General features: G+C 72.8%; 19 protein-coding genes. 15 read left to right on the top strand and 4 right to left on the bottom strand.

The window, feature by feature from the left end; genetic code table 11:
- Positions 1 to 17 precede the first annotated feature (17 nt).
- The 7 genes from rsmI to AB0J57_RS15670 all read left to right on the top strand — a co-directional run bounded on the left by rsmI (position 18) and on the right by AB0J57_RS15670 (position 7,222).
- Entirely contained in the window at positions 18 to 896 is an 879-nt protein-coding gene (gene rsmI / locus AB0J57_RS15700) for a 16S rRNA (cytidine(1402)-2'-O)-methyltransferase (protein ID WP_366129091.1), read from the top strand.
- 128 nt (positions 897 to 1,024) lie between these two features.
- A complete protein-coding gene (locus AB0J57_RS15695; protein ID WP_366128688.1) occupies positions 1,025 to 1,444 on the top strand; it encodes a hypothetical protein in 420 nt (139 codons plus the stop codon).
- Positions 1,445 to 1,487: 43 nt separating this feature from the next.
- Complete coding sequence (locus AB0J57_RS15690; protein ID WP_366128687.1) at positions 1,488 to 2,357, top strand: TatD family hydrolase; 870 nt, start codon at positions 1,488 to 1,490, stop codon at positions 2,355 to 2,357.
- Positions 2,358 to 2,454: 97 nt separating this feature from the next.
- Positions 2,455 to 4,119, top strand: coding sequence for a ubiquitin-like domain-containing protein (locus AB0J57_RS15685; protein WP_366128686.1), 1,665 nt, complete (start codon positions 2,455 to 2,457; stop codon positions 4,117 to 4,119).
- Positions 4,116 to 4,976 carry a 16S rRNA (adenine(1518)-N(6)/adenine(1519)-N(6))-dimethyltransferase RsmA gene (rsmA, locus tag AB0J57_RS15680; RefSeq protein WP_366128685.1) on the top strand — a complete coding sequence of 287 codons (861 nt, stop codon included), beginning with the start codon at positions 4,116 to 4,118 and terminating at the stop codon, positions 4,974 to 4,976. The genes AB0J57_RS15685 and rsmA overlap by 4 nt, the downstream gene beginning before the upstream one ends.
- Complete coding sequence (locus tag AB0J57_RS15675) at positions 4,973 to 5,890, top strand: 4-(cytidine 5'-diphospho)-2-C-methyl-D-erythritol kinase (protein ID WP_366128684.1); 918 nt, start codon at positions 4,973 to 4,975, stop codon at positions 5,888 to 5,890. Before rsmA ends, AB0J57_RS15675 begins: the two co-directional genes overlap by 4 nt.
- Before the next feature lie 48 nt (positions 5,891 to 5,938).
- On the top strand, positions 5,939 to 7,222 hold the full coding sequence (locus tag AB0J57_RS15670) for an acyltransferase (RefSeq protein WP_366128683.1): 1,284 nt from the start codon (positions 5,939 to 5,941) through the stop codon (positions 7,220 to 7,222).
- Positions 7,223 to 7,495: 273 nt separating this feature from the next.
- Here AB0J57_RS15670 and AB0J57_RS15665 read toward each other — a convergent pair whose 3' ends face one another.
- Positions 7,496 to 8,146 carry a lipoprotein gene (locus AB0J57_RS15665; protein WP_366128682.1) on the bottom strand — a complete coding sequence of 217 codons (651 nt, stop codon included), beginning with the start codon at positions 8,144 to 8,146 and terminating at the stop codon, positions 7,496 to 7,498.
- Between the two features lie 40 nt (positions 8,147 to 8,186).
- Entirely contained in the window at positions 8,187 to 9,248 is a 1,062-nt protein-coding gene (locus AB0J57_RS15660; protein ID WP_366128681.1) for a hypothetical protein, read from the bottom strand.
- A gap of 95 nt (positions 9,249 to 9,343) precedes the next feature.
- Between AB0J57_RS15660 and AB0J57_RS15655 the strand changes: the two genes are divergently transcribed.
- The 5 genes from AB0J57_RS15655 (at position 9,344) to AB0J57_RS15635 (ending at position 17,550) form a co-directional block, all read left to right on the top strand.
- Complete coding sequence (locus AB0J57_RS15655) at positions 9,344 to 11,146, top strand: ABC-F family ATP-binding cassette domain-containing protein (protein WP_366128680.1); 1,803 nt, start codon at positions 9,344 to 9,346, stop codon at positions 11,144 to 11,146.
- A gap of 245 nt (positions 11,147 to 11,391) precedes the next feature.
- Positions 11,392 to 13,260, top strand: coding sequence for a PQQ-binding-like beta-propeller repeat protein (locus tag AB0J57_RS15650; RefSeq protein ID WP_366128679.1), 1,869 nt, complete (start codon positions 11,392 to 11,394; stop codon positions 13,258 to 13,260).
- 139 nt (positions 13,261 to 13,399) lie between these two features.
- Complete coding sequence (locus AB0J57_RS15645; RefSeq protein WP_366128678.1) at positions 13,400 to 14,794, top strand: PQQ-binding-like beta-propeller repeat protein; 1,395 nt, start codon at positions 13,400 to 13,402, stop codon at positions 14,792 to 14,794.
- 59 nt (positions 14,795 to 14,853) lie between these two features.
- Positions 14,854 to 16,638 carry a PQQ-binding-like beta-propeller repeat protein gene (locus AB0J57_RS15640; RefSeq protein WP_366128677.1) on the top strand — a complete coding sequence of 595 codons (1,785 nt, stop codon included), beginning with the start codon at positions 14,854 to 14,856 and terminating at the stop codon, positions 16,636 to 16,638.
- Between the two features lie 222 nt (positions 16,639 to 16,860).
- Positions 16,861 to 17,550 carry a response regulator transcription factor gene (locus AB0J57_RS15635; RefSeq protein WP_366128676.1) on the top strand — a complete coding sequence of 230 codons (690 nt, stop codon included), beginning with the start codon at positions 16,861 to 16,863 and terminating at the stop codon, positions 17,548 to 17,550.
- Between the two features lie 19 nt (positions 17,551 to 17,569).
- Here the strand turns inward: AB0J57_RS15635 and AB0J57_RS15630 are convergent, their stop codons facing one another.
- Positions 17,570 to 17,845 (bottom strand): hypothetical protein, encoded by a 276-nt coding sequence (locus tag AB0J57_RS15630; protein WP_366128675.1) that lies wholly within the window; start codon positions 17,843 to 17,845, stop codon positions 17,570 to 17,572.
- A gap of 21 nt (positions 17,846 to 17,866) precedes the next feature.
- The gene (locus tag AB0J57_RS15625; RefSeq protein ID WP_366128674.1) at positions 17,867 to 19,555 is read right to left on the bottom strand and encodes a sodium:solute symporter family protein; all 1,689 of its coding nucleotides are present in this window, start codon (positions 19,553 to 19,555) and stop codon (positions 17,867 to 17,869) included.
- Between the two features lie 195 nt (positions 19,556 to 19,750).
- On the opposite strand from AB0J57_RS15625, the gene galT reads away from it, so the two are divergent.
- From galT to galK, 3 genes are read left to right on the top strand one after another with little or no spacing between them, the layout of a single operon-like run.
- Positions 19,751 to 20,794, top strand: a complete 1,044-nt coding sequence (gene galT / locus AB0J57_RS15620) for a galactose-1-phosphate uridylyltransferase (protein ID WP_366128673.1) — start codon at positions 19,751 to 19,753, stop codon at positions 20,792 to 20,794.
- Positions 20,791 to 21,753, top strand: a complete 963-nt coding sequence (gene galE / locus AB0J57_RS15615) for a UDP-glucose 4-epimerase GalE (RefSeq protein WP_366128672.1) — start codon at positions 20,791 to 20,793, stop codon at positions 21,751 to 21,753. Before galT ends, galE begins: the two co-directional genes overlap by 4 nt.
- Positions 21,750 to 22,892 carry a galactokinase gene (gene galK, locus AB0J57_RS15610; RefSeq protein ID WP_366128671.1) on the top strand — a complete coding sequence of 381 codons (1,143 nt, stop codon included), beginning with the start codon at positions 21,750 to 21,752 and terminating at the stop codon, positions 22,890 to 22,892. The genes galE and galK overlap by 4 nt, the downstream gene beginning before the upstream one ends.
- The last annotated feature ends 201 nt before the right edge of the window (positions 22,893 to 23,093 follow it).

Raw genomic sequence — 23,093 nt, 5'->3', positions numbered from 1 at the left:
CCCCTGTGACAGGAACGGTGACCGGAACGCTCGTACTCGCAGGGACCCCGATCGGAGATGTCGCGGACGCCCCGCCCCGCCTCGCCGCCGAGCTGGAGACCGCCGACATCGTCGCCGCGGAGGACACCCGGCGGCTGCGCCGGCTGACCCAGGCGCTCGGCGTGCACACGACCGGCCGGGTCGTGTCGTACTTCGAGGGCAACGAGTCCGCCCGTACGCCCGAGCTCGTCGAGGCACTCGCGGGCGGCGCGCGCGTGCTGCTGGTCACCGACGCGGGCATGCCGTCCGTCTCCGACCCCGGCTACCGGCTGGTCGCCGCCGCCGTCGAGCGGGACATCAAGGTCACGGCCGTGCCCGGGCCGTCCGCCGTGCTCACCGCGCTCGCCCTGTCCGGGCTGCCGGTCGACCGGTTCTGCTTCGAGGGCTTCCTGCCGCGCAAGGCGGGCGAGCGGCTGTCCCGGCTGCGTGAGGTCGCCGGCGAGCGGCGCACCCTCGTCTACTTCGAGGCCCCGCACCGCCTCGACGACACGCTCGCCGCCATGGCGGAGGTGTTCGGCGACGAGCGGCGGGCCGCGGTGTGCCGCGAGCTGACCAAGACGTACGAAGAGGTCAAGCGCGGCGGCCTCGGCGAGCTGGCCCGCTGGGCGGCCGAAGGCGTACGCGGCGAGATCACCATCGTGGTGGAGGGCGCGCCCGAGCCCGGCCCCGGGGAGCTGGACGCCGACGAGCTGGTGCGCCGGGTCCGGGTGCGCGAGGAGGCGGGGGAGCGTCGCAAAGAAGCCATCGCCGCCGTCGCCGCCGAGGCGGGGCTGCCCAAGCGCGAGGTCTTCGACGCCGTCGTCGCGGCAAAGAACGCGCCTGCCGAAGGCTCCGCAGAGGGTAAAGGACTATCGTAAAAGCTAAAGACCAGACCGTGCGGCAGGCCTTTCGGCATGGGAAGCCCCAAAACCGGTCCAACTTTCGACAGGTGCCTACGCACTCCCGCCCGTAAAGGCGTCCACTGGTTCAGTGGAAAGGAGCTGGCATGAGCGAGACCACAAGTACTCCGGTCGGCCATGAGGCATATGCCTTCGCCTGCATGAACTGCGGGTACGGCTGGGAGCAGGCGTACGACATCGAGCACCACACCGACATCAGCGGGCACGAGTTCGTCGTGTACAAGGCGGGGGGGCGCCGGGTGCCGTCACCGCTCTCCAACCCCACCTGTCTGAATTGCGGACGGCACCGCGTCCGGATCATGCGGGCCGGCCAGGTCTCCTCGGTGCTCGAACTGCTCGCCCAGCACCAGGCCGAGCCGACGAAGGGCTCCGTCGGATCGGCCGGGCCGACCCTGGGCCAGGAACAGGCGCAGGCGGGGGCGGAGGAACCGGCTTCCGAGGCCCCGGCCAAGGAGCCGCACCACTGGCACCTGTCCGACCTGATGCACGCCTTCCACCGGAAGTAGTTCCACCGGAAGTAGTCCCTGGCCGCTTCCGTACGATCGGGGCATGAGTTCCAAGGACGCCCCGCCGCCGCTGCCCGAGCCCCTCGGAGTGCCGGTCGCCGATTCCCACACCCACCTGGACATGCAGTCCGGCACCGTCGAGGAGGCCCTCGCCAAGGCCGCCGCCGTCGGCGTCGACACGGTGGTCCAGGTGGGCTGCGACCTCAAGGGCTCCCGCTGGGCCGCCGAGACGGCCGCCGCGCACCCCCAGGTGCACGCGGCGGTCGCCCTGCACCCCAACGAAGCCCCGCGCATCGTGCTCGGCGACCCCGACGGCTGGTCCCGGCAAGGCGCCCGGGAGGCGGGGGGCGACGCGGCCCTGGACGACGCGCTCGCCGAGATCGACCGGCTCGCCGCCCTGCCCGAGGTCAAGGCGGTCGGCGAGACGGGCCTGGACTACTTCCGCACCGGCCCCGAAGGCATGGCCGCCCAGGAACGGTCCTTCCGCGCCCACATCGAGATCGCCAAGCGGCACGGCAAGGCGCTCGTCATCCACGACCGCGAGGCCCACGACGACGTGCTGCGGGTCCTCGCCGAGGAGGGCGCTCCGGAGCGGACGGTCTTCCACTGCTACTCCGGCGACGCCGCCATGGCCCGCGTCTGCGCGGAAGCCGGGTACTACATGTCCTTCGCCGGGAACGTCACCTTCAAGAACGCCCAGCCGCTGCGCGACGCGCTCGCCGTCGCCCCGCTGGAGCTCGTCCTCGTCGAGACGGACGCGCCGTTCCTGACGCCCGTGCCGTACCGCGGACGGCCCAACGCCCCGTATCTCGTTCCGATCACGGTCCGGGCGATGGCGGAAGTACGGGGGATCGACGAGGAGGCCATGTCGACCGCGATCGCCGTCAACAGCGCGCGAGCATTTGATTACTGACCGATAACGAGGCGGCGACCCAACAGGGTAGCGCCGCGACACAGCGTAGTCGAATCGCTTTGGTGAGTGACGGGCCCTCCGCTAGGGTCCCGGCCTCGTGAGCAACTCCCAGGGCAGTCACCGCACCGCCCCGGCTCCGCCCCGGGAGCCGGTGGCGGGGTACGAGGCAATGGGGTACGCGTACGAGCCGGTGGGGTACGGCTACGAGACGGCCGGCTACGAGACGGCCGGCTACGCGGCGACCGGGTACGAAGCGGCCGGCTACGAAGCGGCCGGGTACGAGGCGTGGGACGTGCCGTCGGCGTCGACCGAGCCGGCGTTCCCGCTGCCGACGGCGCCGGTGCAGGACACTCCGCCCGCGCCCGTCGCCGTGTACCGGGCGCTGCCCCGGCAGGGACCCGGAGCCCGGGCCCGGGCGCGGTCGGGGACGCGCGCCGGGGCATGGGCCGGCGCGGGGTCGGGGTCGGGGTCGGGGACGACCGGGGCGGCCGCGACATGGGCCGGTGCCGACGCCGGGACGGGAGCCGGGACCGGGGCCGGAGTCGGAGCCGGCGTCGATCCCGGGGCGCCCACCCTCCCGGCGGTGCCCACCGGGGGCCGCGCCGAGGCCCGCCGTGCCGCCCGCCGCCGCAAGGCGGCCGGTGCGGGCGGGGCGGCCGGTGCGGGCGGTCCCGAAGGGCTGCGGCGGCTCGTCCCGCAGGCCCTCGTCGTGGCGTTCCTCGCCGGCGGCACCAGCGCGTTCGTCGCCGACGACAAGGCCGTGCAGCTCAGCGTCGACGGCGTACCGCGCACCATGCACACCTTCGCCGACGACGTCTCCGAGCTGCTCGCCGACGAGGGGCTGGACGTGGGCGAGCACGATCTCGTGGCCCCCGCGCCGCACGAGGCGCTCGCCAGCGGCGACGAGGTCGTCCTCCGCTACGGCCGCCCCGTCACCCTCACCCTCGACGGGCAGCGCCGCCGCGTCTGGACCACCGCGCGGACCGTCGGCGAGGCGCTGCGCGGGCTCGGCGTCCGCGCCGAGGGGGCCTACCTGTCGGTGTCCCGCTCCGCCGCCATCTCCCGGCGCGGCCTCGCCCTCGACGTACGCACCGAACGCACCGTGACCTTCATGGCCGACGGCCGCGAGCGCACCATCCGCACCAACGCCGCCACCGTCCGCGAGGCGGTCGAACAGGCGGGGATCGTCCTCGGCGGCCAGGACACCACCTCCGTACCGCTCGGCAGCTTCCCCCGCGACGGCCAGACGATCACCGTCATGCGGATCACCGCGGGCAAGGAGGTCCGCGAGGAGCCCATCCCGTACGAGGTGGAGAAGGTCGAGGACCCTTCCCTCTACACCGGCACCGAGGTCGTCGAACGCCAGGGGCGGCAGGGCTCGCGCCGGGTGACGTACGCCGTGCGCACCGTCAACGGGGTCAAGCAGAGGCCCCGCAGGATCGCCGACGAGGTCGTACGGGAGCCGGTCCACCGGCTGGTGAAGGTCGGCACCAAGCCCATGCCGACCTCGGTCGCCGGCGCCGACCACCTGAACTGGGACGCCCTCGCCCAGTGCGAGTCCGGCGGCCGGCCGGACGCCGTGGACTCCTCCGGCACGTACGGCGGGCTGTACCAGTTCGACCCCGGCACGTGGCGCTCCCTCGGCGGCAGCGGCGTCCCCCAGGACGCGCCCGCCGCCGAACAGACATACCGGGCGAAGAAGCTCTACGTGCAGCGGGGGGCGAGCCCGTGGCCGCACTGCGGCCGTAGGCTGTATCGGTGAGCACCACTGAGCCCGACGCACTTCTCGGCCCCGCCGACATCCGTGAACTGGCCGCAGCGCTGGGCGTCCGCCCCACCAAGCAGCGCGGCCAGAACTTCGTCATCGACGCCAACACCGTCCGGCGCATCGTCCGCACCGCGGAGGTCCGGCCCGACGACGTCGTCGTGGAGGTCGGGCCCGGGCTCGGGTCGCTGACCCTGGCGCTGCTGGAGGCGGCGGACCGGGTGGTCGCCGTCGAGATCGACGACGTGCTCGCGGGCGCCCTGCCGGCGACGATCGCCGCCCGCATGCCGGCGAAGAAGGACCGTTTCGCGCTCGTCCACTCCGACGCGATGCACGTCCAGGAGCTGCCGGGCCCGCCGCCGACCGCGCTCGTGGCGAACCTCCCGTACAACGTCGCCGTGCCCGTCCTGCTGCACATGCTCGACCGCTTCCCGACCATCGAGCGCACCCTCGTCATGGTCCAGTCGGAGGTCGCCGACCGGCTCGCGGCACGGCCCGGCAACAAGGTGTACGGCGTGCCGTCGGTCAAGGCCAACTGGTACGCGGAGGTCAAGCGGGCCGGCGCCATCGGGCGCAACGTCTTCTGGCCCGCGCCGAACGTCGACTCGGGCCTGGTGTCCCTGGTACGCCGGGACCCCCCGAGGACCACGGCGTCGAAGCAGGACGTCTTCGCGGTCGTCGACGCGGCCTTCGCCCAGCGCCGCAAGACGCTGCGCGCCGCGCTGGCCGGCTGGGCCGGTTCCCCGGCGGCCGCCGAGGCGGCGCTGGTCGCCGCCGGGGTCTCCCCGCAGGCGCGGGGCGAGTCCCTCACCGTGGAAGAGTTCGCACGCATCGCGGAGGCCAAGGCAGCGTGACCCAGAGCAAGCCCGAGAGCATCACCGTACGAGTCCCGGCGAAGGTCAACGTCCAGCTCGCGGTGGGCGCCGCGCGCCCGGACGGCTTCCACGACCTCGCCAACGTCTTCCTCGCCGTCTCGCTGTACGACGAGGTGACGGCGACCCCGGCCGACGCGCTGCGGATCACCTGCTCCGGCCCGGACGCGGACCAGGTGCCGCTGGACGCCACGAACCTGGCCGCCCGCGCGGCGCTCGCCCTCGCGGCCCGGCACGGCATCTCGCCGGACGTCCACCTCCACATCGCCAAGGACATCCCCGTCGCGGGCGGCATGGCGGGCGGCAGCGCGGACGGCGCGGGCGCGCTGCTGGCGTGTGACGCCCTGTGGGGCACCGGCGCGTCCCGCGAGGAGCTCCTCGACATCTGCGCCGAACTCGGCAGCGACGTGCCGTTCAGCCTCGTCGGCGGGGCGGCGCTGGGCACCGGGCGCGGTGAGCGGCTGACGCCGCTGGAGGTCGGCGGCACGTTCCACTGGGTGTTCGCGGTCGCGGACGGCGGCCTGTCGACACCGGCGGTGTACGGGGAGTTCGACCGGCTCGTGGCCGGCACGGACGTCCCCGCCCCGGCCGCCTCGCCCGCCCTGCTGGACGCGCTGCGCACCGGCGACGCCGCCGCGCTGGCGGGCGCCCTCGCCAACGACCTCCAGCCCGCCGCCCTCTCCCTGCGCCCCTCCCTCGCCGCCACCCTGGCGGCCGGCACGGAGGCCGGCGCCCTCGCGGGCCTGGTCTCCGGGTCCGGCCCGACGACCGCGTTCCTGGCCAAGGACGAGGACGCGGCCCGCACCATCGCCGACGCCCTGCTCGCCTCCGGCACCTGCCGCACGGCCCGGGTGGCGACCTCGCCGGCGCCGGGGGCTACTCAGATCCGCACCTGAGTACGAGAGCGCTGACGCCGGTGCGGCCCCGTCCGGGACCGTACCGGCATGGCAATCAGCGTCTCGGAGCTCGCCGCCCGCACTCCCGATACCCGTGACCGGTACATCGACCTGCTGCGGGTCGCGTCCCTCGCGACCGTGGTGCTCGGCCACTGGCTGATGGCGGTCGTCACCGCCGACGGCTCCATCGGCAACCTGCTGGCCGTCGTCCCGGAGCTGCAAGTGCTCACCTGGGCGCTCCAGATCATGCCCGTGTTCTTCTTCGTCGGCGGCTTCTCGCACGCCCTGTCGTACCGCTCGCGCCCCGTCTACGCGGCGTTCCTGCGGGCCCGGCTCCAGCGTCTGCTGCGCCCCACGATGGTGTTCATCGGGGTGTGGACGGCCACCGCGCTCGTCGTCCAACTGCTGGGCGGGGACGGCGGCCTGACGGGCGTGGCGCTGCGCCTGGTCGCCCAGCCGCTGTGGTTCATCGGCATCTACCTGGCGATGGTGGCGTTCACCCCGCCGCTGCTGAAGCTGCACGAGCGGTACGGGTGGGGTGCGTTCGCCGCGCTGGTGGCGGGCGCGGTCGCGGTGGACGCGCTGCGGTTCGCGGCCGGGGTGCCGTACGTCGAGTTCCTGAACTTCGCCTTCGTATGGCTGGCCGTGCACCAGCTCGGCTTCCTCCGGGCGGACGACCGCATCCGGATGCCCGCCGCCCTGGCGGTGTGCGGCCTGGTGGGCGCCGCCGCGCTGGTGGCCTTCGGCCCGTACCCGCTGTCCATGGTCGGCATGCCGGGCGAGAAGGTCTCCAACATGGCCCCGCCGACGGTGGCCCTGCTGTGCCACGGCCTCTGGCTGGTCGGCGCGGTGGAACTGCTGCGCGGCCCGGGCGGCCGGCTGGCGCGGCGCCCCGCCGTGTGGCGGGCCGTCATCGCGGCGAACGGCGTCGCCATGACGGCGTTCCTGTGGCACCTGACGGCCATGCTCGGCGTGTACGGCGCGATGCTCGCGCTGGACGTGCCGCTACCGGAGCCGGCGTCCGCCGCGTGGTGGGCGCAGGTGCCGGTGCGGCTGGCGGTCGCGGCGGCGGTGACGGCGCTGCTGGTCGCCGTGTTCCGCGCCGTCGAGCGCCCCGGCCCGCGCCCGGCCGCCGCCCCGGGCTCGTCGCCCGTGGCGGCGCTCGGCATCACGCTGTGCCTGTTCGGGGTGCTCGGCCTGTCGATGGTCGGCTTCGGCGGCCTGCTGGAAGGCCGCTCGGCGCTCCTGATCGCCGTCCCCGTCACCGCCCCGGCGGCGGTCGGCATGGCCCTGGTGGGCTGGCTCCTGGTGGAACGGGCGGGCCGCGCCTGATCAACCGGCGGGCATGCGGTCGCTGCTGACCGGCCCCGAGCGCGGGCCGCTCCCCGGGGCCGGCCGGTCGGCGGGCGGCCGGACCGGTCGGGCCGGTCGGGCCGCCGAGCAGGGCCGGCCGGGCCTACGGGCGCGGCGCGGCCCGGGTACGAGGCCGGCCCGGCGCCCGGCCGTATGGCGAGCCGTCAGCGCGGCGAACGGCTCGGGCTCGCGAGCACGGCCGGCCGGCCCCTCTTGGCGTTACGCCCGCGACGCCCGGCCCCGCGAGTGCGGTCAGCCCGCGAGTGCGGTCGTTCGCTTCGCCCGCTCGTAGGCGGGGAGCATCGCCTTGTGCTCCTCGGCGTCCAGCCCGCCCAGGTGCACCACCACCGGGCCGGCGGGCGTGCTGACGGCGAAGGCCCGCTCGGGCTTGGGCCCGTCGGTGAACTCGCTGGTGATCGTGTACGTCACCTCGGTGGCCGGCAGCGCGCCCGCCTTCGTCTCCGCGTACACGACCTTCGAGGCGTTCTTCTCGGCACCCACGAACGCCTCAAGCGCCTTGCGCGGCGTCTCCTTCGCGTCCGCGCCCGTCCAGACCCGGATGAACCCGACGTTCCCGGCCGGCTTGGCGTCGACCTCGCAGGAGAGGGTGACGGTTCCCTGCTCGGCCAGCGCGGCGAAGTCGGCGTCCTCCGACACCGTCACCTTCTCCGCCGTCCACTGGGGCGCCGTCTCGAACGACACGGGCAGCACGCACGGCGTGCCCTTGCCACCGATCACGGTGCCCCTGGCCTCCGCCGAGGCGCTCGGCTTCGCCTTCCCGGCCGCCTCCCCGGCCGCCTTGGCGGAGGGCTTGGTCTCCGGCGCCTCCGACGAGCATCCCGTCAGCACCGCCCCGGCCACCGCCGCCACCGCGACGCCCCGCAGCGTTCCGTACCGTCCCATGACAAACCCCACCCCTAGCCTGACGATCAAACGCCGCACGCTACCGCACCGGCACCGCACACCCGTGCGCGGCCGCCGACCGGTCCGCGAACCGCTTCAGCGCGGCCCGCAGCCCGGCGCCGTCCACGGCCGGGGCGCCCTCGCGGAGCGCGTCCGGGTGGGGGAACGCCGTGTACAGCGCGGTGGCCCCCGCTCCCGGGCAGACGGCCGTCAGACGGGGAGCGTGGTCCGTGTCGGTCCGGGCCTGTCGTGCTTCGTAGCGGGCGAACGGGCCGTACAGCGCGGTGAAGCCGTACAGGGGCGTCCCGTCCGGGCCGCCGAGCCCGCACGTCTCCACGGGCGCGGGGGTACGCGGGTGCTCCGCGACCGTCCGTACGCCCCAGGCGCGGGCGGTCGCCGGGTCCACCAGACCCGCGCACGTCCCGGCCGCCTCGGCGACCGGGACGGCGGGCCGGTCCGCCGGCACCGCGACGGACTTCACCGGCGAGCCGGTACGGGCCTCGCAGCCGGTCCGCCCGGCGTACGCCGTCACCGTCTCCGTCAGTACGGCGACGAGCCGGACCCGCGCCCCGGAGTCCCGGAAGTCGCCGCCGCGCGCCAGCCGGGCCTCGGCGGTGGCCAGCAGCCCGTCCCCGGAGCCCTTGCCGCAGTCCACCAGCACGGAGGCGACCCCTTGGCGGACGACCGCCTGGTCAGGGTCGCCGCCGAAGTCGAACAAGCCGGTCCAGCCGTGCCCGAGGGGCATCCCACCGCCGTCGCCGTCGCGCCGGAGGGCCGCCCCGTCCGCTCTCTCGATGTTGACGCTGACGCGCGCCCTGCCGTCCCGTTCCGTGTCGGCGGCGGTCGCGAGGCAGGACCACCGCCCGCCCGCGTAGGCATCGCCGTGCGGCACGAGCTCGACGTCCGGGAACAGCGCCCGAACCTGCCCGGCCGCCAGGTCCCCGTCGCACACGGTGTCCAGCGCCCGGTCGTGGCGCCAGGCGTCGTAGCCGCCCGACAGCCAGAAGTACCCGCCCGCCACGGCCACGGCCGCCGCCGTCCACCCGGCGGTCCGCCGCACCCGCCCGCGCCGCCGGAAGCGCTCCGGCACCGTGTCCGTCATCCCGGCCCCCCGTCCTTGATCGACCGCCGCACGCCAGCGCACCGCCCGCGGCGGCTACCCTGGTAGGTCGACCCCGTCCCCTGCACAGGAGTGAAATGGCCGTCAACCTGGTCAATGTCGAGGCAGTCAGCAAGGTGTACGGCACCCGTGCCCTGCTCGACGGTGTCTCCCTCGGCGTCTCCGAGGGGGACCGGATCGGTGTCGTCGGCCGCAACGGAGACGGCAAGACCACCCTCATCCGGATGATCGCCAAACTGGAGGAGGCCGACACCGGGCGGGTCACGCACAGCGGCGGCCTGCGCATCGGGGTGCTCACGCAGCACGACTCGCTCGACCCGGCCGCCACCGTCCGGCACGAGGTCATCGGGGACCTCGCCGACCACGAGTGGGCCGGCAGCGCCAAGATCCGGGACGTGCTGACCGGGCTGTTCGGCGGGCTCGACCTGCCGGGCTTCCCGCAGGGCCTCGACACCGTCATCGGGCCGCTGTCCGGTGGCGAGCGGCGCCGGATCGCGCTGGCGAAGCTGCTGATCGCCGAGCAGGACCTGATCGTCCTCGACGAGCCGACCAACCACCTCGACGTGGAGGGCATCGCCTGGCTGGCCCGCCACCTCCAGGCACGGCGCTCCGCCCTGGTCTGCGTCACACACGACCGCTGGTTCCTCGATCAGGTCTGCACGCGCATGTGGGACGTACAGCGCGGCACGGTCCACGAGTACGAGGGCGGCTACTCCGACTACGTCTTCGCGCGTGCCGAGCGCGAGCGCATCGCCGCCACGGAAGAGGCCAAGCGGCAGAACCTGATGCGCAAGGAGCTCGCCTGGCTGCGGCGCGGCGCCCCCGCCCGTACCTCCAAGCCGCGCTACCGCATCGAGGCCGCCAACGAGCTGATCGCCGACGTACCGCCGCCGCGCGACACCAGCGAGCTGATGAAGTTCGCCAACGCCCGGCTCGGCAAGACCGTCTTCGACCTGGAGGACGTGACCGTCACCGCCGGGCCCAAGGTGCTGCTCAAGCACCTGACCTGGCAGCTCGGCCCCGGCGACCGCATCGGCCTGGTCGGTGTCAACGGCGCGGGGAAGACCTCGCTGCTGCGCGCCCTCGCCGACGCCGCCACCACCCAGGGCGAGGCGCAGCCGGCCGGCGGGCGGATCGTCGTCGGCAAGACCGTCCGCCTCGCCTACCTGTCGCAGGACGTCGCCGAACTCCCCGCCACCCTGCGGGTGCTGGAGGCCGTCCAGCAGGTGCGCGACCGCGTCGACCTCGGCAAGGGCCGGGAGATGACGGCGGGGCAGCTCTGCGAGCAGTTCGGGTTCACGAAGGAGAAGCAGTGGACGCCGGTCGGCGACCTGTCCGGCGGTGAGCGCCGCCGGCTGCAGCTCCTGCGGCTGCTGATGGACGAGCCGAACGTCCTCTTCCTCGACGAGCCGACCAACGACCTCGACATCGAGACCCTCACGCAGTTGGAGGACCTCCTCGACGGCTGGCCCGGCTCGATGGTCGTCATCTCCCACGACCGGTTCTTCATCGAGCGGACCACGGACAAGACGTACGCGCTGCTCGGCGACGCCACGCTGCGGATGCTGCCGCGCGGCATCGACGAGTACCTGGAGCGGCGGCAGCGGATGATCGAGACGGCGGCTCCCGTACCGGCCGTCGCGTCCGCGCCTCCCAAGGAGAAGTCCGCGGGTGACGCCCGTGCGGCGAAGAAGGAGCTCCAGAAGATCGAGCGCCAGCTCGACAAGGTCTCCGAGAAGGAGGCCAAGCTGCACACCCAGATCGCCGAAAACGCCACCGACTTCGAGAAGGTGGCGAAACTGGACGCGGAGCTCCGGGAACTGGCGGCCCAGCGCGAGGACTTGGAGATGCGCTGGCTGGAACTCGCCGAAGACGCCTGAGCCCCAGGGGCACGTGGCGAAGGCGTGGAGAGCGGATAACGAGGGCATCACAGGCCGGTCCTCCCTTGGGAACAGGGGCGGACCGGCCCCTTTCGTGTCGGTGCCGAGTGATAGAAAGAAGCCCCGCTCGACTCACGTAACACTGCGGAATCCATGTCCGATTCGCTCCTTTCCGGCGGTACGTGCGCGCCGGAATCGCGGGGGAGGCCGGTCGGGCAGCGGACCGCACGAAGGGGGAAGCGCTGATGACTCAGCCGCCCAGCCAGCAACCGCCGCAGGGGGGCTTCGGGTCTCCGCAGGACCCGCACCAGCAGCCCCCTCAGGCTCCGGCCCAGCCTCCGGTCCCGCCGCAGGCTCCCGCGCAGCCGCCGGCCGGAGCACCGGCCTACGGTGCTCCGCAGGGCGCCCCGGCCCAGCCGCCCGCCGGGCAGCCGCCGGTGCCGCCGCAGGCTCCGGGCCAGCCGCCCGCCGCCGCGCCCGGTTACGGCTACCCCCAGACTCCCCCGGCCCAGCCCGGTTACGGCTACCCGCAGCAGCCCGGGCAGCAGCCCGGCCCGTACGCGGCACAGCCCGGGCCCTACGGCCAGCAGCCCAACCCCTACGGGGGCTACCCCGGCCAGCCGCAGTACCCCGGCGCGCCCACCCCGCCCCCGGCCGGCAAGAGCAGCCCCTTCAAGGGCAAGCCCGCCGCCATCATCGGCGCGGCCGTCGCCGCCCTGCTCGTCATCGGCGGCGGTACGTACCTCGCCCTCAGCGGCGACGGCAGCGACCCCGAGAAGCCCGACGCCAAGGGCGGCTCCAGCGCCGCGCCCGACCCGTCCGGCTCCGGCGACGTCGACCAGGGCGACGGCACCGGCGGCGGCCGCGAGGCCAACGACGACCTGAACGCCGGGCGCAAGAAGGGCGAGGCCAAGGTCGAGTGGCTGATGACCAACGACGTGGACCTGCCGCGCAACGGCGCGGACGTGTACGGCCCGTGGGTGGTCGGTGACACCGTCGTCAAGGCGATGTACAAGAGCGTCGTGGGGTACTCGGTGGCCGACGGCAAGAAGAAGTGGGAGGTGCCGTTCACCACCGAGGTGTGCACCGCCCCGGCCGCGCCCGCCGCCGACGGCACCATCGTCATCGGCGTCAACGACAAGGCCGGCGAGAAGGCCGACTGCACGGTGCTCCAGCAGATCGACCTGAAGACCGGCAAGGCGGGCTGGAAGAAGCCCGTCCCCCAGGGGACCGGCTTCAACGCGCTGTCCGACATGACCCTCGCCATCAGCGGCACCACCGTCACGGCCGCCGGCACCGGCAACGCCCACGGCTTCTCCCTCGCCGACGGCAAGCACCTCTTCGGCACGCCGGACGCCGACTGCAAGCCGTTCGCCTACGCGGGCGGCCCGAAGCTCATCGCCGCGTCGAGCTGCCGCACGGGCGACTACAACAAGACCCAGCACGAGGTCAGCGAGGTCGACCCGGCGACCGGCAAGCCCAAGTGGACGTACAAGCTGCCGGCGAACTGGGAAGTCACCAAGGTCTTCTCGGTCAGCCCGCTGGTCATCTCCACCGAGGAGCCCGACAGCAAGAAGTGGAGCATCGTCGCGCTGACCGACGCCGGCAAGCTCCGCTCGACGCTCGACGGCGGCAAGGACAAGTTCAACCCCAAGTGCGGCGGCAGCTTCGTCGTCTTCGGTGAGAACCTCCAGGGCTGCATCGGCGTCGCCGCCGACGCCAACACGTTCTACATGTCGACGGAGCCCACCCAGCTCACCAACGGCACCAACGACGTGGTGGCCTTCGACCTGAACACCGGCAAGCCCAAGTGGCGCGCCCCCGCCGGACCGCAGCGCACGATGACGCCCCTGCGCATGGAGGGCGGTGAGGTCCTGATGTACATGGAGGGCTCCTGGGACCGCGGCGGCGCCGTCGCGACCCTCGCCCCGACGGGCGGCAGCCCGAAGGTGCTGCTCCAGCACCCGGCGTCGACGGCCGAGATCGAGAGCGACTTCTACTCGCCCCGGTACGCGTACGCCGACGGACGCTTCTTCATCGCCAGTGGCCGCGTCAGCGCCCGTAACGACACCGAGGAGAAGCAGACGAAGACGATGATGGCCTTCGGCAAGTGACGACTGGCCCCGTTCGATGACTCAGCCGAACCGACCGCCGTCCGGCCCGCCCGGGCCGTACGGCACGCTCAACCCCTACGGGGGCGGCGCCCACCAGCCGCCGCCCCCGCCGGGCCCCGTCCGCCGGAGGGGCCGGATCGTGGCCGCCACCGTCGCGGCCCTGCTGGCCGTCGGCGGGGGCGGGTTCTGGTACGCGACGGGCGGCGACGCCCAGGACGACCGGCGCCCCACCGCGGGCAGCACCGCCTCGGCACCGGCCGCCGCGCCCTCCGGCCCCGCCGCGTCCGGACTGGACCCGGCGGCGGCCGACCGGGTCAACACCGCCCGCAAGCCGGACGAGGCGAAACTGCTCTACCTGCGGAAGAACGTCGTGGACGTCCCGCACTTGGGCGCCGACGTCTTCGGCCCCTGGCAGGTGGACGACACGGTCGTCATCGCCATGTACCGCACGGTCACGGCCTATTCGGCCGCCGACGGGCGGGAGAGGTGGAGCCTGCCGCTCGGCAGCGACCTGTGCTCCGCCTCGCCCCGCATGACGGCGGACCGGCGCATCGTCGCGGTCACCAAGGACGGGTCCGGCAAGAAGGGGGAGTGCCGCCGCCTGCGGGCGATCGACCTCACGACCGGTCGACCGGCCTGGGAACAGAAGATCGTCAAGGAGAACCGGACGGACGTCGGCGAGACCTTCTCCCTGGCGTTCGCCGGTGGCACGGTGGCCGTCGGCCGCCCGGGCGCCTCCAGCGGGTACCGCATGAGCGACGGCAAGCGCCTGTTCGGCTCGCCGCTCCTGACGGGCTGTGTGCCCTACGGGTTCGCCGGCGGCCCCAAGCTCATCGCGGCGGCGTCCTGCCCCGCTGCCGATGGAGTCGCCCGGGAGGAGGTCCGGGAGCTGGACCCGGCCACCGGCAAGACGCGGTGGAGGTATCCACTTCCGCGTGGCAGCCGCGTGCAATCCGTCTTCTCCGTCGCACCGTTGGTCGTGGCCGTGAGCAACGACGCGGGCGAGACGACCGGCGTGTTCGCCCTTTCGGACGACGGAGCCAGGCGCTCCACGGTCGGCGGCGCGGCCGCGTTCTTCCTGTCGTGCCGCGAGGCGGCGAAGACCGACCTGGCGAACTGCCGGGCCGTCGTGGACTCCGACACGCTCTACATGGCCACGCGCCCCGCCCCGGACGGCAGCAAGGGCAACGAGATCGTCGCCGTCGACCTCGCGACCGGGAAGACCGCACGCCGGATCTCCCTGCCCATGAAGGCGATCGCCACCCCCCTGGGCATGTCCGGGCACGACCTGCTGATCGACGCCTCACCGCTGGCCGGTGGCCCCGATGCGGTCGCGACCGTCGCCCCGGGCACCACCGAGCCACGCGTCCTGATGCGGGCCCCCATGGAGCGCGTACGGCAGGAAGGCGGACGGCTGTTCGCCCCGACGCCGCTCTACACCGACGGCCGCTACGTCCTCGTCAACGGCCGGGTCAGTGGCTTCGACGACGACGAGGAGCGGGAGATGGCGATCACCCTGGCCTTCGGCACATGACCTGCCCCCAATCCTGACGCACCGAACCGACATCCTTCCCTTCCAGAGGTACGCACACCATGACGCAGCCGCCACCGCCACCGCCGCCGAACCAGCCTCCGAACCAGCCGCCGTCGCCCGGGGGCTTCGGCGCCCCGCAAAACCCTCCTCCCGGAGGGTTCGGGGCTCCCACTCCGCCGCCGCAGAACCCCGGCTACGGCTACCCCCAGGCGCCTCAGGCGCCTCAGGCTCCCCAGCCGCCCCAGACTCCTCCGCCCGCCCAGCCGCCCGGTTACGGCTACCCGCAGGCGCCGGGGCAGGTGCCCGCGCAGCCGCCCGGTTACGGGTACGGGTACCCCACCGCCCCGATGCAGCAGCCGGTGCAGGGCGGACCCGGGGGCGGGGGCGGCAAGAGGCTGTCCACGCAGATGCAGATCATCATCGCCGCGGCCGTCGCCGTCGTGCTGATCATCGGCGCCGGGGTCTGGTACGCCAGCTCCGGCAAGAGTGACCCCGCCGACAGCGCCAAGGGCGGCTCCTCCGGCGCCACCGGCAGCGCAAGCGGCGGCGGCACGGGCGGCCCCGACGGTGCCGGCAAGGAGAAGGTGCCCGCCAACACCCAGGCCAAGGTGGCCTTCCAACTGCCGCTGCCCAAGGTCCAGGACCTCACGGACGTGAACGGCTCCTGGGTCACCGACAAGGCGTACGTCAAGTCCGGCGTCGAGTCGGTCGTCGGCTACGACATCGACAAGGGCACCCCGCTGTGGACCACGCCGCTCCCCGGCCAGGTCTGCGCTGCGTCCCGGCACGTCAAGGACAACAAGACCGCCATCGTCTTCGAGGCCGCCAAGCGCGTGCCGCCGAAGAACTTCCAGCCGTGCACCGAGGTCGGCGTCATCGACCTGACCACCGGCAAGCTCCTGTGGCGCAAGTCCGTCACGGGCGCCGACGCCGGTGACGACAAGGCCGCGTTCGACGAGGTCACCATCGGGGCCACCACCGTCGCGGCCGGTGGCCTCGACGGCGGCGCGGCCTGGGACCTGACCACCGGCAAGGAGCTGTGGAAGCCGCAGGTCAACGCCGAGGAGTGCGAGGACCGCGGCTACGGCGGCGGCGAGGCCCTCGTCGCCGCGCGCATCTGCGGGCCCTACGACAGCGCGTACCTGCTCATCCAGAACCTCGACCCGAAGACCGGCGCTCCCCTGTCGTCGTTCAAGATGCCGGCCGGTGTCGAGGACGCGGGCATCGTCTCCACCAAGCCGCTGGTCGTCGCCGCCGACGTCGGCGACACCGCCGGTGACGGCTCCGGCATCTCGGACTTCTTCTCCATCGACGAGAAGACCGGCAAGCTCAAGGTGAAGATCGCGGCGGACGCCGAGCGGTACGCGGCCGAGTGCGACTCGTCCGGCGTGGAGGTCTGCCACCGGGCGGTCGTCGGCAACAACCGGCTCTACCTGCCCACCGAGGACCACGAGGGCGGGGGCGAGTACGGGGACACCAACGAGATCGTGTCGTTCGACCTCACCACCGGCAAGCCCACCACCGACAAGGCCGACGCGGGCGACCGGTACTCGATGTTCCCGCTGCGGATGGACGGCGGCAACATCATCGCGTACAAGAAGGCGCCGTACGACAAGGGCGGACAGGTCGTCAGCATCGACGGCGGCTCCTTCAAGCAGACCGTGCTGCTGGAGAACCCGTCCGACGAGTCCGTGCGGTCCGCGGAGCAGTCATTCGTCCTGGACTCCGCGGAGATCCGCTACAGCGACGGCAGGCTGTTCATCGCCGACAACCTGTTCGACAAGCCGAGCGGCACGTCCACCGACCGCAAGGAGTACCTGGCGATCGGGTTCACCACGCACTGAGCACCTCGCACAGGGCGGACGGCCCGGCACATCGACTCGCTCGACGTGCCGGGCCGTCCACTTGGTGAGCCGCATGTAGCCCTGTTTGGCGAAGAATTCGACATTCTGGGGGGCTTCTGACAAGTAACGGGCGCGCAACGTCGAACAAGCGTGTAGCTTGCCGGGTCAACAGTGCTGGAGCGCGGCGGGGGGCCGGCCCCAGGTGGATGGGGGGAAAGCTCGATGGGCGTGCGGCTCATGGTGGTCGACGACCACCGACTGCTCGCCGAGGCGCTCGCCTCGGCGCTCAAACTGCGCGGGCACCGGGTGCTCGCGGCCGCCGCGCCCACCGCGGGCGCGGCCGAACTGGTGGTGAGCAGGGCGCCCGAGGTCTGCCTGCTGGGGACGGCGGCCCCGGCCGAACCCGGGGCGTTCGACCCGATCGTGACGATCAAGCGGGAGCGCCCCCAGGTCGCCGTGGTGGTGCTCGGGCCGGTGCCGTCCCCGCGCGGCATCGCGGCGGCGTTCGCGGCAGGCGCTTCCGGTTACGTACGCCACGACGAGCGCATCGAGGGCGTGGAGCGCGCCATGATGAAGGCCAGGGCGGGCGAGACGGCGGTCGCGCCGCAGTTGCTCCAGGGCGCCTTCACCGAGCTGCTCAACCCGGCCGCCCAGCCGGACGACGAGGGGCAGCGGCTGCTGCGGCTGCTCACCCCGCGCGAGGTCGAGGTGCTGGTGCGGGTCGCGGAGGGCGACGACACCAAGCTGATCGCGGCGGGCATGAACATCGCGCCGAGCACGGCCCGTACGCATGTGCAGCGGGTGCTGATGAAGCTGGGCGTCGGGTCCCGGCTGGAGGCGGCCGCGCTCGCCGCCCGTACGGGGCTGCTGGACCGGGCGTCCGGGGTGGCGAAGGGGCCGGACCCCGTCTGACGCGGTCCGGCCCCGGGGCCTATTCGCCGGGCGGCGCCGGGTGCGCCATCGGGCGCAGCCGCAGCCAGATCAGGAAGAACAGCCCGAGGGCGAGCATGCCCAGGCCCGTCCAGAGGTTGATGTTGACGCCGACGGCCTTCTTCAGGTCGGCGTCGGACGCGGTGAGCCCGGCAACGGTGACGATGATCCCGTACACCGTGAACAGGCCCCCGATGATGCGCCGGATGTCGAAGAGACGGGCGGCGGTGGCGGACTTCTTCTCCAGCTCGGAGACTTCACGCTGCAGTTCGGACATGGGTGGGTGCCTCCGGGGCGGTCAGAAGGAGTACGGCAGGTAGCAGGCGGCGGCCAGGACGACGGCTCCCCAGCCGAGCAGGGCGGGGCGGCGGTACCAGGCGTCGTCGCCCTCGGACGGCGCCTCCTCCATGCCGGGCGACCTCGTGCCGTACACCAGGCCCGCGAGCTCCGCCTCGGGCTTCGGGGCGGTGAACAGCGTGACGGCGACCATCACCACCGCACCGGCGACGAACCCGACGATCGCCGAGACGAAGTTGGCGCCCTGGTCGGTGGGGATGGCGATGACGCCCTGTTTGTAGATGACGAAGTAGTTGACCATCGCGGCGACGGTGCCCGCTATCAGGCCCCAGAAGCCGGACTTGACCGAGGCGCGCTTCCAGAACATGCCGATGACGAAGACGACGAACATCGGCACGTTGAAGAAGGAGAACAGGGTCTGGAGGTACCCCATGATGTTGGAGAAGCCGGCGGCGAGGAACGCGGTGCCGATGGAGGCGAGGACGCCGATCGCGGTGATGAGCCGCCCGAAGCGCAGGTAGTAGGTGTCGTCGCGGCCCTTGACCACGTACTTGGCCCAGATGTCGGCGGTGAAGACGGTGTTGAACGACGACACGTTCGCGGCCATGCCCGCCATGAACGCGGCCAGCAGACCCGTCACGGCTATGCCCAGCACGCCGTTGGGCAGCAGCTCCTGCATCAGCAGCGGGATGGCGTCGTTGTAGGTGAGGTCGGAGCCCGCCGTGCCGATCTTCGGTACCAGGACGGCGGCGACCAGGCCGGGGATCATCACCGCGAAGACGATGAAGATCTTGGGGAAGGCGGCGATCAGCGGGGTGCGCTTGGCGGCGGACAGGTTCTTCGCGGACAGGGCGCGCTGCACCTCGGCGAAGTTGGTGGTCCAGTAGCCGAAGGAGAGCACGAACCCGAGGCCGAGGACGATCGTCAGCCAGTTGGCGCCCAGCGGGTTGGGGTCGCCGATGCCGGTGCCGCCCCAGGCGGAGAGGAAGTCGGAGCCGTGGCTGCGTTCCAGTGACCCGGTCAGCCCGTCCCAGCCGCCGACCCGCTTCAGGCCGAGGACGGTCAGCGGGATGAGCGCGGCGAGGATCACGAAGAACTGGAGCACCTCGTTGTAGATGGCCGACGACAGGCCGCCGACGGTGATGTACGCCAGGACGAAGAAGCCGGCGACGACGATGGAGACCCACTGCGGCCAGCCGAGCAGCGCCTCGACGACGATCGACAGGGCGTAGAGGTTGACGCCCGCGATGAGGATGGCGGCGAAGGCGAAGAGCACCGAGCTGAGCAGGTGCGCCGGCCTGTCGAACCGCTGGAGCAGGAACTCCGGTACGGAACGGACCTTGGAGCCGTAGTAGAAGGGCATCATCACCAGGCCGAGGAAGACCATGGCGGGGATGGCGCCGATCCAGTACCAGTGGACGACGGCGACGCCGTACTGGGCGCCGGTCGCGGCCATGCCCAGGATCTCCGTCGCGCCCAGGTTGGCGGCGACGAAGGCCAGTCCGGTGACCCAGGCGGGCAGGGAGCGGCCCGAGAGGAAGAAGTCGAGACTGGTCTTCACGCTGGCCCGGGCGGCGAATCCGATGCCCAGGACCACGGCGAAGTAGATCGCCAGGATCGTGTAGTCGAGCCCGTTGGTGGGGAGCCGGAGCCCGTCGGCCAGGAGGTGCCCGTCGGCGAGGTGATGCATGAGTACTCGCTTCGTCGCGTGAACTGATCACGCCGGAACCTACGCCTCACCGTTCATGATCTGAACAGTTCTGTTCGTTTTCTTTGTTGGATTGTGATCGGGCAAGGTCGAGCGCCATTGACGGTGCCGCCCCCCTGTGGTTGATTATGTTTGTTTCTGTTGGGTATGGGCGTGAGGTTTCCGAGGAGTCCTTGAGTGAAGAAGACGTCGACCCGGCTGGCCGACGGCCGTGGACTGGTCTATTACGACGCGCGGGACGACGCCGTCCGCGACGCCGTGGACCGGCGGCCCCTCGACCCGATCTCCACCACCGCGGAGATCCGCCACGACCCGCTCCTCGGCGACTCGGTCGCCATCGCCTCGCACCGCCAGGGCCGCACCTACCACCCGCCCGCCGACGAATGCCCCCTGTGCCCCTCACGCGACGGCCGGCACAGCGAGATCCCGGACGGCGACTACGACGTGGTCGTCTTCGAGAACCGCTTCCCCTCCCTCGCCGGTGACTCCGGCCGCTGCGAGGTCGTCTGCTTCACCCCCGACCACGACGCCTCGTTCGCCGACCTCACCGAGGAGCAGGCCGCCCTCGTCCTGGAGGCCTGGACCGACCGCACCGCCGAACTCGCCGAGCTGCCGGGCGTGAAGCAGGTGTTCTGCTTCGAGAACCGGGGCGCCGAGATCGGCGTCACCCTCGGCCACCCGCACGGGCAGATCTACGCGTACCCCTTCACCACCCCGCGCACGGCGCTGATGCGGCGCTCCGTCGCCGCCCACCGCGCCGCCACCGGCCGCAACCTCTTCGACGACCTCGTCGAGCGCGAGCGCACCGACGCCGAACGGGTGGTCCTGGAGACCGACGAGTGGATCGCCTTCGTGCCGTACGCCGCGCACTGGCCGTACGAGGTGCACCTCTACCCCAGGCGGCGCGTGCCCGATCTCAGGGCGCTGGACGATGCCGCGCGCACCGGGTTTTCACAGGTCTACCTGGAACTCTTGCGGCGCTTCGACCGGATCTTCGGGGAAGGCGAACCGCCGACGCCGTACATCTCCGCCTGGCACCAGGCGCCCTTCGGCGACCCCGGGCGCGACGACTTCGCCCTGCATCTCGAGCTTTTCACCATCCGACGTACTTCCGGCAAGCTGAAGTTCCTCGCGGGCTCCGAGTCCGGCATGAGTGTGTTCATCAATGACGTGCCGCCGGAGGCCGCGGCCCGCCGACTGCGAGAGGTAGCGAGCGCATGAAGTATCTCGTCACGGGTGGAGCCGGCTACGTCGGCGGTGTGGTCGCCGCGCACCTGCTTGAGGCGGGGCACGAGGTGACCGTCCTCGACGACCTGTCGACCGGCTTCCGCGAGGGTGTCCCGGCGGGCGCGCGCTTCATCGAGGGCCGCATCCAGGACGCCGCCCGATACGTGGACGCCTCCTACGACGGCGTGCTGCACTTCGCCGCGTTCTCGCAGGTCGGCGAGTCCGTAACCGACCCCGGGAAGTACTGGGTGAACAACGTCGGCGGCACCATGGCGCTGCTGGCCGCGATGCGGGAGGCGGGCGTGCGCCGCCTGGTCTTCTCCTCCACGGCCGCGACCTACGGCGAGCCGGTCTCGACCCCGATCACCGAGACCGACCCCACCGCCCCCACCAGCCCCTACGGCGCCTCCAAGCTCGCCGTCGACCACATGATCACCGGCGAGGCCGCCGCGCACGGACTGGCCGCCGCCTCCCTGCGGTACTTCAACGTCGCCGGGGCGTACGGGGAGTGCGGCGAGCGCCACGACCCCGAGTCGCACCTCATCCCGCTCGTCCTCCGGGTCGCGATGGGCGAGCGGGAGTCGGTCTCCGTGTACGGCGACGACTACCCGACCCCCGACGGCACCTGCGTGCGCGACTACATCCACGTCGCCGACCTGGCCGAGGCGCACCTGCTCGCCATGGACGCGGTCACGCCGGGCGAGCACCTCATCTGCAACCTCGGCAACGGCGAGGGCTTCTCGGTGCGCGAGGTCATCGAGACCGTCCGCGAGGTGACCGGCCACCCGGTGCCCGAGGTCATCACCGGCCGCCGCGCCGGCGACCCGGCGGTGCTGGTGGCCTCGGCCGCCACCGCGCGCGACCGGCTGGGCTGGAAGCCGTCCCGGCCCGACCTGGCGGGCATCGTGGCGGACGCGTGGGAGTTCGCGAAGAGGAGAGGGGCGGGGGAATGAGCGTCGAGGACGGCTTCAAGGACCTGTACGGGTACGCGCCCGAGGGCGTGTGGGCGGCGCCCGGCCGGGTCAACCTCATCGGCGAGTACACCGACTTCAACGACGGCTTCGTGATGCCGCTGGCGCTCCCGCACACCGCCGTCGCCGCCGTGTCGCGGCGCACCGACGGGCAGGTGCGCGTCCACTCGGCCGACACCGGCCAGGGCGTGGTCCAGCTCGGCGTCGACACCCTGGAGCCGCTCGCCGACACCGGATGGGCCGCCTACCCGGCCGGTGTGGTGTGGGCGCTGCGCGCGGCGGGCCACCCGGTGACCGGCGCCGACATCCACCTCGCGTCCACCGTGCCCACGGGCGCCGGGCTGTCGTCGTCGGCCGCCCTGGAGGTCGTCACCGCGCTCGCGCTGAACGACCTGTACGGGCTCGGGCTGACCGCCCCGGAGCTGGCCGTCCTCGCGCAGCGCGCCGAGAACGCGTTCGTGGGCGTTCCGTGCGGCGTGATGGACCAGATGGCGTCGGCGTGCTGCACCGAGGGCCACGCCCTGTACCTCGACACCCGCGACCTGGCGGTACGTCAAGTGCCGTTCGACCTCGCCGCCGAGGGCCTGACGCTGCTGGTCGTCGACACCCGCGTGAAGCACGCGCTCGGCGACGGCGCGTATGCCGAGCGGCGCGCCGGGTGCGAGGCGGGCGCGCGGGCGCTGGGAGTGCGCACGCTGCGCGAGGTCGAGTACGTGCAACTGTCCGATGCCCTGCGACGGTTGGGTGACGAAACGGTTCGCTCGTACGTCCGCCACGTCGTGTCCGACAACCACCGCGTCCAGCGGACGATCGCCCTCCTGGACGCGGGCGACGTGCGGGCGGTCGGGCCGGTCCTCAGCGAGGGCCACGCCTCCCTCCGCGACGACTTGGCGGTGTCCTGCCCGGAGCTGGACCTGGTGGTGGCGGCGGCGACCGCCGCCGGGGCGCTCGGCGCGCGGATGACGGGCGGCGGGTTCGGCGGCTCGGCGATCGTGCTGGCCGAGGCGGCGGACGCGGACACGGTGACCAAGGCGGTCGGGGAGGCGTTCGCGGCGGCCGGGTACACCGCTCCGCGGGTCTTCCCGGCGGTTCCGTCGGCGGGGGCGCGCCGCGTGGCGTGAGCGCGGGCGCGGCCGGCGTCCACGCGCGCGTACCTGTGAGTTTGGTGAAGTGCCCTTCCCCGCCGCCCGCCCCGCCGTACTCTGATGCACGGCACCGGTGGGGGCCGGTGCTGATCAGGGGGCGAGACAGCCGGGTACGACGCCCGGGGCGGGGGTAACAGTCACTGCACGGCGGCGGCCGTGCGACCACTGAGTACCTCG

It is taken from the genome of Streptomyces sp. NPDC049837 (assembly GCF_040674455.1).
GTDB lineage: Bacteria > Actinomycetota > Actinomycetes > Streptomycetales > Streptomycetaceae > Streptomyces.
This window is presented reverse-complemented; position numbering and strand designations above follow the sequence as displayed.